The organism is Haloactinopolyspora sp., from assembly GCF_027324685.1.
In the GTDB taxonomy this organism is placed as follows: Bacteria; Actinomycetota; Actinomycetes; order Jiangellales; family Jiangellaceae; genus Haloactinopolyspora.
This window is the reverse complement of the sequence record NZ_DAHVSH010000175.1, coordinates 1-11,925: the sequence shown is the minus strand read 5'-3', so window position 1 is coordinate 11,925 and position 11,925 is coordinate 1. Positions and strand designations below refer to the sequence as shown.

General features: G+C 68.0%; 15 protein-coding genes and 1 pseudogene. 9 read left to right on the top strand and 7 right to left on the bottom strand.

Features of this window, described 5'->3' with window-relative positions:
• Window positions 1-2: 2 nt before the first annotated feature.
• The gene (locus tag M6444_RS19040; protein WP_298331097.1) at window positions 3-848 is read left to right on the top strand and encodes an alpha/beta hydrolase; all 846 of its coding nucleotides are present in this window, start codon (window positions 3-5) and stop codon (window positions 846-848) included.
• A gap of 10 nt (window positions 849-858) precedes the next feature.
• Entirely contained in the window at window positions 859-1,569 is a 711-nt protein-coding gene (locus M6444_RS19035; RefSeq protein WP_298331095.1) for a VOC family protein, read from the top strand.
• On the opposite strand, the pseudogene M6444_RS19030 reads toward M6444_RS19035, so the two are convergent.
• From M6444_RS19030 to M6444_RS19015, 4 genes and pseudogenes are all read right to left on the bottom strand, one after another.
• Window positions 1,559-2,190, bottom strand: a pseudogene (locus M6444_RS19030) (dihydrofolate reductase family protein). The gene M6444_RS19035 and the pseudogene M6444_RS19030 overlap by 11 nt on opposite strands.
• Window positions 2,187-2,663, bottom strand: a complete 477-nt coding sequence (locus M6444_RS19025; RefSeq protein ID WP_298331091.1) for an SRPBCC domain-containing protein — start codon at window positions 2,661-2,663, stop codon at window positions 2,187-2,189. Before M6444_RS19025 ends, M6444_RS19030 begins: the two are co-directional and overlap by 4 nt.
• Window positions 2,660-2,998 (bottom strand): metalloregulator ArsR/SmtB family transcription factor, encoded by a 339-nt coding sequence (locus M6444_RS19020; protein WP_298331089.1) that lies wholly within the window; start codon window positions 2,996-2,998, stop codon window positions 2,660-2,662. Before M6444_RS19020 ends, M6444_RS19025 begins: the two co-directional genes overlap by 4 nt.
• A gap of 53 nt (window positions 2,999-3,051) precedes the next feature.
• Window positions 3,052-3,885 carry a helix-turn-helix domain-containing protein gene (locus tag M6444_RS19015; protein ID WP_298331087.1) on the bottom strand — a complete coding sequence of 278 codons (834 nt, stop codon included), beginning with the start codon at window positions 3,883-3,885 and terminating at the stop codon, window positions 3,052-3,054.
• 121 nt (window positions 3,886-4,006) lie between these two features.
• Here M6444_RS19015 and M6444_RS19010 point away from each other — a divergent pair, with 121 nt between their 5' ends.
• Window positions 4,007-5,446, top strand: coding sequence for an amidase (locus tag M6444_RS19010; RefSeq protein ID WP_298331085.1), 1,440 nt, complete (start codon window positions 4,007-4,009; stop codon window positions 5,444-5,446).
• Window positions 5,447-5,463: 17 nt separating this feature from the next.
• On the opposite strand, the gene M6444_RS19005 is transcribed toward M6444_RS19010, so the two are convergent.
• Together M6444_RS19005 and M6444_RS19000 are read right to left on the bottom strand one after the other, a co-directional pair.
• A complete protein-coding gene (locus M6444_RS19005) occupies window positions 5,464-5,898 on the bottom strand; it encodes a methyltransferase domain-containing protein (RefSeq protein ID WP_363326432.1) in 435 nt (144 codons plus the stop codon).
• 56 nt (window positions 5,899-5,954) lie between these two features.
• A protein-coding gene (locus M6444_RS19000) for an IS3 family transposase (RefSeq protein WP_298331081.1) occupies window positions 5,955-7,234 on the bottom strand; the annotation gives its coding sequence in 2 pieces (ribosomal slippage) (window positions 5,955-6,946 and window positions 6,946-7,234; 1,281 coding nt in all).
• 79 nt (window positions 7,235-7,313) lie between these two features.
• Here M6444_RS19000 and M6444_RS18995 point away from each other — a divergent pair.
• The 5 genes from M6444_RS18995 to M6444_RS18975 are packed head-to-tail and all read left to right on the top strand — an operon-like array spanning window position 7,314 to window position 10,894.
• Window positions 7,314-7,658, top strand: a complete 345-nt coding sequence (locus tag M6444_RS18995) for a glycosyltransferase family 9 protein (protein ID WP_298331079.1) — start codon at window positions 7,314-7,316, stop codon at window positions 7,656-7,658.
• A gap of 2 nt (window positions 7,659-7,660) precedes the next feature.
• Entirely contained in the window at window positions 7,661-8,797 is a 1,137-nt protein-coding gene (locus M6444_RS18990) for a hypothetical protein (protein ID WP_363326433.1), read from the top strand.
• 2 nt (window positions 8,798-8,799) lie between these two features.
• A complete protein-coding gene (locus M6444_RS18985; protein ID WP_298331075.1) occupies window positions 8,800-9,546 on the top strand; it encodes an SDR family oxidoreductase in 747 nt (248 codons plus the stop codon).
• Window positions 9,543-10,142: a histidine phosphatase family protein gene (locus M6444_RS18980; RefSeq protein ID WP_298331073.1), complete on the top strand. Its 600-nt coding sequence runs from the start codon at window positions 9,543-9,545 to the stop codon at window positions 10,140-10,142. Before M6444_RS18985 ends, M6444_RS18980 begins: the two co-directional genes overlap by 4 nt.
• Window positions 10,139-10,894 (top strand): class I SAM-dependent methyltransferase, encoded by a 756-nt coding sequence (locus M6444_RS18975; protein ID WP_298331072.1) that lies wholly within the window; start codon window positions 10,139-10,141, stop codon window positions 10,892-10,894. Before M6444_RS18980 ends, M6444_RS18975 begins: the two co-directional genes overlap by 4 nt.
• Before the next feature lie 8 nt (window positions 10,895-10,902).
• Here the strand turns inward: M6444_RS18975 and M6444_RS18970 are convergent, their stop codons facing one another.
• The gene (locus tag M6444_RS18970) at window positions 10,903-11,373 is read right to left on the bottom strand and encodes an NUDIX hydrolase (protein WP_298331070.1); all 471 of its coding nucleotides are present in this window, start codon (window positions 11,371-11,373) and stop codon (window positions 10,903-10,905) included.
• Window positions 11,374-11,673: 300 nt separating this feature from the next.
• On the opposite strand from M6444_RS18970, the gene M6444_RS18965 reads away from it, so the two are divergent.
• Window positions 11,674-11,925: molybdopterin-dependent oxidoreductase (locus tag M6444_RS18965; protein ID WP_298331068.1), on the top strand; the 252-nt coding region annotated here is incomplete at its 3' end.

The window sequence follows — 11,925 nt, the reverse complement described above, 5'->3', positions numbered from 1 at the left end:
CCATGATCGTTGAGATCAACGGCAACCCGCTCGACGTCGAACTGCTCGGTGGAGACGATCCGTCGAAACCGCTGCTGATCGCCCATCACGGCGCTCCCGGGCTGGGCTCACGTCGTGAACCGAAAGCCGCCTTCGGCCATCTGGCCGACCTGTTCCGCGTGCTCGTCTTCGACGCGCGGGGCAGTGGCCGCAGCGGCGACACACCGCCGTTCACCCATGAACAATGGGTCGCCGACATCGATGCGCTGCGTGAGTGGGCCGGCGCGGAGCAGATCGTCATGGCCGGTGGGTCCTACGGCGGATTCTTGGCCATGGAGTACGCCATCGCGCACCCCTCGAGGGTGCATGCGCTGGTGCTTCGCGACACCGCGCCGGACCACGAGCACGAAGCCGCGGCCATGGCCAACGCGCGCGCCTCCGCCCGTATCGAGGTCGACGAGGACAAGCTGGCGCGGATCATGAACGGCGAGATCCGGGACAACGACGACTTCCGGGACTGCTGGGCCTCGATCCTGCCGTTGTACGACCATGATTTCGACCCGGCATCGCTGCCGGAGCGCATCGATTCCGTCGACTACCACTACGCCACCCACAACTTCGCCTTCGCGGTCAACCAGAAGACCTACGACGTCAAGCCGGGCCTGCCGTCGGTGTCGTGTCCGACCCTGGTGACGGTGGGCCGATCGGACTGGATCACGCCGGTGGAATGCAGCGAGACGATCGCGTCGTTGATCCCGGACTCGTCGCTGGTGATCTTCGAGAAGTCCGGGCATTCGCCGCCACTGGAGGAACCAGAACGATTCCAGCGTGTGGTGCGTGATTTTCTCGTCGAGAAGGTGCTCGGGTAGAAAGGACCCGATGCACCTGGAAAACATCGTGTGGGACTCCGCCGACCCGCACCGCCTGGGAACCTTCTGGGCTGCAGCCTTGGGCGCCGACCCGTTCACCGACGAGCCGGGAGGTTTCGAGGCCAGGCTCAGCCTGGGCGACGAGCTCTTCCTCGACTTGTGCTTCCCGCGGGTGGACGACCCGTCAGATGCTCCCCAGCGTCTGCACCTGGACCTCCACGGTGGCGATCGTCAAGCCGAGATCGTGGAGCGCCTGGTGAGTCTCGGAGCGCGGCACGCCGACATCGGACAAGGCGACGTGCCGTGGGTGGTGCTGGCCGACCTGGACGGCAACCCGTTCTGCGTCATGGAGGGGCGCAGCACCTACCGGGACACCGGCCCGGTCGCCGCGATCCCGCTGGACAGCGCCGATCCGGACCGCGATGTGGAATTCTGGGCCGAGATCACCGGCTGGGTTCGGTACGAAGGCGTGGTCCCGTCGCTGCGGCACCCCTCGGGAGTGGGGCCGCTGCTCGAGTTGTGCCCGGAGCCTGCGCCGAAGGGTGGAAAGAGCCGCCTTCACCTCGATGTTCGCTCCACCGCTGGTGATGGCGACGTCATCGAGCGAGTGACCGCACTGGGTGCGCGCCAACTCACCGAGTACGACACCGGTGATCTGCCGTGGGACGTGTTCGCCGATCCGTCGGGCAACGAGTTCTGCATCTTGGCCCCTACCCGTTGATCAACTCCGTGACCCCGTGGTATTCGCCTGTGGGAGCTTGATCAGTGACGTCGTACTCCAGCATGATCAGCCCGGCGGGCGTGACCTCCTGACGAAGCAGATGGAGACCGCAGCTCGCGCCGTCACCGGCGAAGAGGCGTCGCCCGGTGCGAAGCACGGTGGGGCCACGACGATGCGGAGTGTGTCGATCAGATTCGCCGTCAGGAGCGAGTCACCCAGCCGGGCGCTGCCGTGGATCTGAAGTTCCCGGCCGGGTCGAGCCTTGAGTCGTGCGACAGTCTGGACCGGGTCGCCGGTGAGCACGGTCGTGGGATGCCAGGTGCCCTCGGTGAGGGTGTTGGAGACGACGTACTTCGGCAGGGTGTTCATGCGCTCGGTGAACGGATCGGCTGGATCGGTGATGTTCGGCCAGTCACGAGCGAATGCTTGATAGGTGCGCCGGCCCAGGAGCAGGCCGTCGGCGTGATCGAGCCAGTCCGAAGTGCGCTGGACGAAAGTGGCGTCGATGTAGGGCACGAGCCAGCCGCCGCGGGTGAAACCGTCGCTGGTGTCCTCGTCCGGTGATCCGGGCCCTTGGCAGACCCCATCCATCGTGACGAACTCGGTGAGAGTGATCTTCATCGCGAGGCCGTCCTTTCGGCAAACGCCGCCAACTGGCCCGCGACCGAGCCCCAGCCGTCGGTGAAACCAAGTTTCTCGTGATGTGCTCGGGCAGCGGGGTCGGCATGCCGTACGAGCATCCGATAATCCGTGCCATCCGGGTGATCGGCGAACGTGATCGTCGCGGTCATCGACACCGGGGCGGGATTCGCGGGACGCCACGTGCTGTCGATCGCATTGGTGAACACGATTCGCTCGAGGTCGTCGACGGCCAGAAAACACGCATCCAGGTGGGGCATGAAGTCGACGCCGTCGTCGCTCAGCCTGGTCACGAATGCGCCTCCGGGCCACACGTCCAGCCGGTCGACTTGGCATCGAGACGGAGCCGGCACCCACGATTGGGCAAGGCTGGACGGATTCGTCCATGCACTCCACACGGTTGCGCGCGGAGCTCGGATGATCCGGGACAAGGTGAGGTCGAGGTCGGGATTCACGGCGTGCTGTCCTCCTGGTCGGTGACGAACTGTTCGAGACGATCGGTGCGTTCTTCCCAGATCCGGCGCTGCTCGGCGAGCCAGTCGTCGAGGATGCCGAACCGTTCTCGGTTGAGGACGCAGGTACGCACCCGGCCGGTCTTGGTCGTACGGATGAGCCCGTGTGTTTCGAGGGTCCGGACGTGCTTCATGAACGAGGGAAGAGCCATCGGGAACTCGCGCGCGAGGTCGCCGACGCTTTTGGGTCCGCGGCCGAGGTGACGCACGACGGCGCGCCGGGTCGGATCGGCCAAAGCGACGAAGACGCCGTCCAGTTCCGCCGAATACTGAGCCATATGGCTAAGTATTGCGGACGCAGATAGTTAGCGCAAGGGCTCAGTGTTGTGAGCTACGTCGCCCAGGCGACGTCGTCGACCGCGAGCCATGGTGCGACGGCGACGGCCGTTGGCGTCATGTCGGCGAAGGTCATGACGTCTCGATGCAGGTGGGACTGGTCGACGTAACCACTCTCGGCAGCCACCAGGGCGGGGCTGTGCCCCGCGACGAGGCGTCGCGCAGCGTGGTCGAAGCGGACCAGGCGCCCGGCTCGCTTGGGACTCATGCCGATCTGGGAGCGGAACCGGGACCACAGACGTTTGCGGCTCCAGCCTGCGTCGGCCGCCAACTGCTCGACACGCACCTGTCCGCACGTCGCCACCGTCTGACGCCACGCGAAGGCGACCTCAGGGTCCACCGCCCGGCCCGTGGCGAGGCGTCGAGCCAGCGTGGCCGCCACGATGGCGAACCGGTCATCCCACGACGCCGCCGCACGTAGCCGTTCGTGGATACGCGCCGCTTCGGGACCCCAGAGGTCTTCGAGCGCGGCTGTGGTGCCGGTCAGGTGCGCGGACCCGTCCAGCACGGCGTGTGCGACGACCGGCGACAGGCGCACCTGCAGGGTCTCGATGTCGTGTCCGCCGCCGCGGACCCGGCCGGGCGCGAGACCCAGCACGACATCGCTTTGCTGCCGACGATTGCCGGAGTCGTCGATGGCGTGCAGCCCGTCGCTGAGGTCGATGAGCAGCGTCACGGCCGGATAGGGGATCACGCTGAGGTCGACCGGGTCGGAAGTCCGGGTGCGGAATCCGGCCATCTGGACCCCCGGCAGGCGAGCAGACGTCGAGGGCGTGGCGATGTGCCACCTGGCTGCCGCGGCGGCGAAAGCCGTGTCTGGCGTTCGCATGGCACCAGGCTACGCAGCCGGCTCACCCGGCCAGGTAGCGACGGCGACATTCGTCCAAGACGTGACTCTGTATCGGCGGCGAGGCTGGCGACTGAGCACTAGTACGTCGAAAGGACACGTCGTGACGCATCACGTTGTCGACCCGTTCATGCCCGCCGTCGAGCTCGCCGCGGCCATCCGCCGCAAGGAGGTGAGCCCGGTCGAGGTCGTCGATTGCTACCTCGATCGGATCGACGAACTCGATCCGCAGTTGAATGCCTTCTGTCACCGAGCCGATGACGACGTCCGTAAGGCCGCGGCCGCAGCCGCCGACGCCGTCGCCCGAACGGCATCCGGCGACGATCTTCCGCCGTTCCACGGCGTCCCGCTGCCGATCAAAGACCTGCTCGACGTCGCCGGCTGGCCCACGACCTACGGCTCGGCGGCCACCGCCCGGGTACCGGCGACGGCGTCGGCGCCGATCGTGCAGCGCCTCGTGGACGCAGGATTTCTCCCGTTCGGGAAAACCACCACGTCGGAGTTCGGTGCGGTGTCCTTCACCGAGAGCGCAGCCTTGGGGATCACCCGCAACCCGTGGGACCCGCACCGTAGTCCTGGAGGGTCGTCCAGCGGCGCGGGTGCTGCGGTGGCGGCCGGCATGGCACCCATCGCCCACGGAGCTGACGGCGGCGGATCGATTCGCGTCCCCGCCTCGTGCAACGGTCTCGTAGGCCTCAAGCCCACGCGCGGCATGGTCACCAACGACGTCGTCGAGGACGAAGGGTTCGCCACGAACGGCGTGCTCACCCGCACGGTGGCCGACACGGCCGCGGCGATGGACGTGCTCGCGCGTCACGATCCGGCTGCGTGGTGGTCGCCTCCGACCCCGCAGCGGTCCTTCGTGGACGCGCTGGCCGCAGCGCCGCCGTCCGGATTGCGGGTCGGTGTGCTCGTCGATCCGCCGATCGACGGCTTGGAGGTTGACCCAGCGTGCGTGCGTGCGGTGGATGCCACCCTCCGAACCCTCGAATCTCGCGGGCATCACGTCGTCGACGTGCCGCTCCCGCTGCCTCCGGCCGACGAACTGGTAGCGGCGTTCACGGCAATCTGGAACGTGGGCGCTGCCGGGATCCCGCTCGCCGACCCGGACCAGGTCGAGCCGCACAACCGTGCGTTGCGCGCTGCCGCACGCGCGATCGACTCCTGGTCCTATGCCGAAAGTGTCCGGAAGACCCAGCAGTTCTCACGCCGCATCGTCGAAGCTTTCGTTGCCGAGTTCGACGTCCTCGTCACGCCGACGATGGCGTGCCTGCCGCCGGCCATCGGTCTCGGCCAAGTCGGCGAGGGTGACGATCCGCTGACGCCCATGATGAGGAGTTACCCGCTGGCGGTGTTCACGTCGGTGTTCAACGTCACCGGTCAACCGGCCATCTCGCTGCCCGTGCATCACGACGAAGCCACCGGCTTGCCCGTGGGTGTTCAGTTGGTGGCTGCCCCGTGGCGCGAAGACCTGCTTCTTCAGTTGTCTCAGGACCTCGAGCAGGCGTACCAGTGGACCGAACGGCGGCCGGGCGTGCGATAGCACCTGACTCGTATGAGTCAATGCGCCGGCAGGGAGATTTCGCGCAGCGGCCGACCGCCGTCGACGAAGAGCCGACCTCCGGGCCTTAGTGCCGCAGCGATCCGGTCAAGCGCCTGATCCCTGAACTGCATGTGTCGGCCGTCGAGGACGCCGACTCGGATGGCGAACGCGAAGTCGAAGGGCTCGTCGTCGCCGTCGAGCGCGAAATCCTCGACGGCGACCTGGCGCACGCTCATCCGTCCGGAGGCGATTTCGTCGGCGGCGATGGCTCGCGCCTGGGCGCAAGCCTTCGCAGAGCGGTCGATCGCGAGGATGTGGCCGTCGACGAGGCGATGTGCGATGGCGCGTGCGGCTGCACCGGGACCGCAACCGATCTCCAGGACGCGGGTATGCCGTTGGAGCGGCAACGCGTCCACCACAGCAGCCAGTCGCGGCGAGAGTCCTGGTGGCACGAGCTCAGGGTATGGCTGGTTTCAGAATGAACCGCTCCGGCGTGTCCGGAGACTTTCTAGTTTGAGACTTCAGCGGCTGCTGGGGTCTGGTGGTGAGCGTAGTGAGCGGCCTCGGCCTCGACGGGCGTGAGGTCGTCGCAGTACTCGAACGGGCGGCGGTGGTTGAACCAGTCGACCCATTCGGCGGTGGCGATCTCGAGGTCGTCGAGTCCCTTCCACGGCCGGCGCGGCTTGACCAGCTCGGTCTTGTAGAGCCCGATCACCGACTCGGCCAGGGCGTTGTCGTAGGACGAGCCCACGGCCCCGGTCGAGGGCTTGATCCCGGCAGCGTCGAGCTGCTCGGAGTAGGCCACGGACATGTACTGGACTCCGTGGTCGTGGTGCGCGATCAGACCGGCCAGGTCCTTGCCCTCGCGGCCGCGCGTCCAGATGGCCTGCTCGACGGCGTCGACGACGAACTGGCTGGTCATCGTCGTGGCCACCGACCAACCCAGGATCCGCCGGGCATAGGCGTCGATGACGAACGCGGTGTAGCACCAGCCCGACCACGTCGAGACATACGTGAAGTCGGCGACCCACAGGCGATCTGGTGCGAGGGGTGCGAAGTTGCGGTCCACCAGGTCCAGCGGCTTGGGCGCCTTCGGGTCGCTGATCGTGGTGCGCTTGACCTTCCCGCGCACCGCACCGGCCAGACCGAGCTCGCCCATCAGCCGCTCGACCGTGCACCTGGCGATCGGCGGCTCGTCGGCTGGCCGTTCACGGTTCAGCGTCAGCCACACCTTCCGGGCGCCGTAGACGCCGTAGTTCGACGCGTGGACCGCGGCGATCCTGGGCTTCAGGTCCTCGTCGCGGACCTCGCGGGAGGTGGGCTTGCGGCCCCGGTGCTCGTAGTAGGTCGCGGGGGCGATCTTCGCGCCCAGCTCGGTGAGCTGGTCGCAGATCGACTCGACACCCCAGCGCAGACCGTCGCCGTCGCGGACACCGACGTGCTCGTCGATATAGCGCACGATCAGCGCTGTGGCCGGTCGAGTTCGGCCGCGAAGAAAGCCGATGCGGACTTCAGGATCGCGTTGGCCCGCTTGAGCTCGGCGTTCTCCCGCCTCAACCGCTTCAGCTCCGCCGACTCCTCAGTCGTCATCCCGGGCCGCTGACCGGCGTCGACCTCGGCCTGGCGGCACCACTTCCGGACAGTCTCCGGCGTCCCGACACCGAGCAGCTCGGCGACCTTGCCCATCGCAGCCCACTCCGACTCGTGATCGGCCCTGATCTCGGCGACCATCCGGACCGCCCGCTCACGCAGCTCGGCCGGGTACCTCCTCGACGTACTCCCTGGCATGACTCCATCCTTCCCAAGGAACGGAGTCTCCGGACATGCCGGGGCGGTTCACGCCAGTCGACATGACGGGATTGAGACTGTGGCCGGCCTGGACGCGGTGGACTGCCTGGATGTGTTCGCGTCTGCAGAAGTCGTGGTCGGCAACGACACGGGGCTGACGCACCTGGCTGCCATGACCGAACGCCCGGACGAGTCCGGGCCTCACGTGATCGGGCTCTACGGTCGTCACGCGCACACCAAGTGGATCACCGGGAACGCGCGCCACCACGCGATCGCGACCCCGTTCTCGCAGATGATGGCGCTCGCCGACCGCTGCCCCGTGCGCGATCACCTCGACGATGCGCTGTGGTCCGACTCGGCCGACCTCACCGGCATCACGGCGGAGATCGTCGCCGACTTCGCGATCGAGCTGGCGGGCTGGTGACCATGCTGCGGATCACCAATCACCGCCGCTACACCGCGAACCACACCTGGCACGTCGACTGGGCCGGCGAGACGCTGTTCGTCAAGGCCAACCCGCACCACGACGAAGCCCATGCCGAGTGCGCCGGACACGCCCGCATCCGTGAGTTCTATCCGGTGCCGCGGCTGCGCCGGACCCGGCGGGTCGGTCCCTGGACCGTGATCGTCTACGACCGGTGGCAGCACCTCGGCCGTGACCGCGGCCTGCTCCTGGACGAGATCACCAGAGCCGATCTCACCGGTGACACGCGACGCCTCGACGTCTGCCTGAATGCCCTGCTGGGCCACTACACGCGCGTCATCGGCCAAACCCTGCGCCACACGAATCACGGGGACACGATCGGCAAGATCTACGGCGGCCGTGCCGCGCCCCACGGCCGCCTTGACCAGTACTACCGCACCAACGCGCCGTGGCCGATCACCGCCTACGGGGCGGCCGTTCGGCCTTCCGACCTCGCAGGCCTACGACTGGTCGTCAACGGCCAGGAGCACGCCGTCGACGTCGCCGACCTGACGCGACGCCTGCGGGCGCAGTTCGTCGGCGAGGCACCGGTCTGGGCCGCGCTCACCCAGGGCGACCCCACCGACCTCAACCTCGGCTGGTCGCCCGAGTGCGGGCCGGTGTGGTTCGACTACGACACCGGTGGCCTGAACGCGCTACCCGGCGAGTTCGCCTGCTTCCTGCTCTACCAGCGACTCCACGGTGCCTGGCTCACCCCGCTCCATCACCAGGGCGCCTTCCTCGACCATCCCTCGGCTCTCGATCCGGCCAGCCTCGTGGAGCCACGGGTCCACGTGGAGTACCGCGGCTCGACGCTGGTCATCAACTACCGGCACGCCCCGAGCCCGGCCCGCCAGTACGTCATGCGCCGCTACCTCGATGAGGTCGTCAGGCCCATCGCTCGTGAACTCGGCATCGCCGACCTGATGACCTGGCTTCGTCCGTACCTGGTGATGCGTCTGCTCGCGGTCTACGACCTCTCCGAACTCGAGCCCCGCGACGTTGCGCTGTCGTTGGCCCTGCTGGCTCAGGTGACCGACCCGGCGGCAGCGCTGTCTGACGCTCTCGCCTTGGTGCCATCCAACGCGGAGGTCGACTGACCGTGACCCGTCCCGTCGCCATCGTCACCGGAGCCGGATCCGGCATCGGTGCAGCGATCGCAAAGCGCCTCTCCGACCGGTACGACCTGATCATCAGCCACCTCAACGACGACGCCGACCTGCAGGACGTGCTCACTACGGTCGAGCAGCGCGGTGCCGCCGCTGTGGCGGTCTTGGGTGACCTCACCGACCCGGCGACGATCGACACGCTCGCACGCGAAGTCCAGGAGTCCACCGACCGGCTGGAGGTCCTCGTCTCCAACGCCGGCGCCTACCCGCGCATCGCCTGGAACGCCCTCGACCTCGACAGCTTTCGCGAGCAGATCGAGATCAACCTGGTCACGCACGCGGCCTGCGCCAAGCTCGTCACGCCGGCCCTCACGGCGCGCCTGTACGGCCGCATCGTCGCCGTGTCGTCGGTGCTCACCCAGTTAGGCCGCGTCGACCTCGCCGCCTACATCGCGGCCAAGAGCGGTCTCGAAGGACTGGTGCGCGCCCTGGCCCGAGAACTCGGACCGTACGACGTCACCGTCAACTGCGTTCGAGCGGGATCCATCGAGGTGCCCGCCGAACACGCCGTCGTCGCCGATCACGAGGCGATGGTCACCCGTCAACTCGACCGGCAATGCGTTCAACGTCGCGGCCAGCCCGACGACGTCGCCGCCGCCGCCGACTTCCTCGCCTCCCACGACGCGGGGTTCATCACCGGCCAGTGCCTCACCGTCGACGGCGGCTGGTGCCTGACATGACCCCCGCCGTGCTCTGGCTGCGTCACGGCACCTGCGACGACGGGCTCTGCCGCCCCGGCGCACACGCCCGCCCGCACAGCGGGCTCACCATCGGAGGGACCGTCGAGGCCGAGCTGGCCGCCGACCAGCTGCGCGTGCGGGCTTGGCGACCGTCGCTCACCGTGTCCAGTCCCCTGCGCCGCGCTCGACAGACCGCGGTCCTCGTGGCCGCCCGGTTGCACTCACGTCTCGCCGAGCCCATCGCCACGTTCATCGAATGGCGGGCTCCCCGCTGCGTTCTCGGCCTCACCGCCAGCCAGTACCCGCCCGAGTATCTCGCCTGGCGGGGACAGCGAGCAGCCAACCCGGACAGCGCCCTGCCCGGAGGAGAGAGCCTCCACGCCTTCGCTGAACGCGCCCGGGAAGCCGCAGCCATCGCTGACCATCTCGCCACCGAACACGGCACGGTACTCATCGTGTCCCACCGGCTGCTCATCGGCGCCGTCGCCGCCCACCACCACGGACACCGCCGCCCAGCCGACGTGTTCCGCCGCGCGACCGACTTCCAACTGGCCCCGGGCCGACCATGGACCGCGCCCATCGAGGAGACCACGTGACTGACGATCACACCCTGCCTCATGAGTCCGACCACGAACAGGCACTCCGCCACCGCCTCGCCCGCCTGCTCACAGACACACCCATCCCGCCGGCGGAACTGGTCGACAACCTGACCCTCTATCTGCGCAGGCAGCCCTTGACCGACCTGCTCTCGATGGACGCGCTCTACCGCATGATCCTCGATATTCCCGGCACGATCATGGAGTTCGGCGTACACCGCGGACGCCACCTCGCTGCCCTCACCGCCCTACGCGCCGTCCACGAGCCCTACAACCCGCACCGACGGATCGTCGGCTTCGACACATTCACCGGATTCCCCGACGTCGCGGACGTCGACACGACCAGCCCCAGCGCCGCTCTGGGCCGGTTCGCCGTCCCCGAGGACTACCCCCGCCATCTTCGTGACGTGCTCGGCACCCACGAACAAGGCGAACATCTCGGCCACATCCGGCGCACCCTGATCGTCCAAGGCGACGCGCGCGACACCCTGCCGCGGTACCTGACCGACAACCCACACACCGTCGTCGCCCTGGCCTACTTCGATCTCGATCTCTACGAACCGACCCGCGCCACCATCGATGCCATCCAGCCATATCTCGTCCAAGGCAGCGTGCTCGCTTTCGACGAGTTCGCTCACGCGAAATGGCCAGTCGAAACAGCCGCACTACGCGACGCCTTCGACGGCCGCCTCGGTCCCCTGCGCACCCTGCCGGGCCGCGCCACCCCTGCGTACCTGCGCTGGGGCTCCTAGTCGCCGTTTCAGCCGGCGGCTCCGGCCTCGATCAGCAACGCCTCGCGGTTGGCCAAGATGAACTCCTTCAACTCGGCCGGCCTCAAATCGATCGACCCAAGATCGTCGCCCTCGAGACCGACCCGGTCCAGGTCGTATCCGCCCCGTGACGGATCGGTGAACTCCGCTCCGCTCCGGGCCTCCTCGTCCAAACTGGCCAGGCGTGCGACGAAGAAGTGCTGCACCGCGACGCCACCGTCGGACGGTGAGCTGAACAGGAACACCTGCGACGCCTCCATGGCCTTCGCCCCCAGCTCCTCCGCCAGCTCCCGATAGAGCGCCGCCTCCACCGAGGGGTCGGTGTCCTCCACGCCGCCACCCGGCGTGGTCCAGTACGGCGCCTTCCCTGGCTTCGTCCGCTTGATCAACACCAACCGGCCAAGCTCATCGATCAAGATCGCGCGCGCCGCACGCCGTCCCACCTTCAGCTGTCCCGTCACGTCGATCAGCCTACGTCCGCAACGCGTCGCCAGCGCGCTTGACGACCACGTGTGCTCCATCTCGCTGCGGGCGGCTTGGGTCGATCGACTTGTCTGCTCGAACCGGCCGACGCACGTTCCCGGCATTGCACCTCACAGTGGACTACGCCGCCAAAGCGCGCGGCGCTGGCGTCGACAGCCGCTCGACAAGCTCAGCGAACGCGGTCCCTTTCTTGCTTCTCGCCCGCGTTACCTGCGTCATCCGGGTCTAGCCTGAACAGCAACGGTCCAGTTGTCCGCGCCGGACGTCGAGGGGGCGCCATGGCAGTGATCACGCGAGGCTTCGGCGGCCGCAGACGCGACGACGCCGATCTGCCACCAGGCCAGTACCGAACCGAGGATTTTCCGGTGCTCTCCGCCGGTCCGACACCTCGGATCGGGCTCGACGAGTGGGAACTGACCGTCGTGACCGAGACCGGCGAGCGGATCACGTGGTCATGGCCGCAGTTCACCGCCCTCCCGGCCGACGAGCCGACCGTGGACATCCACTGCGTCACCCGCTGGTCGAAGTTC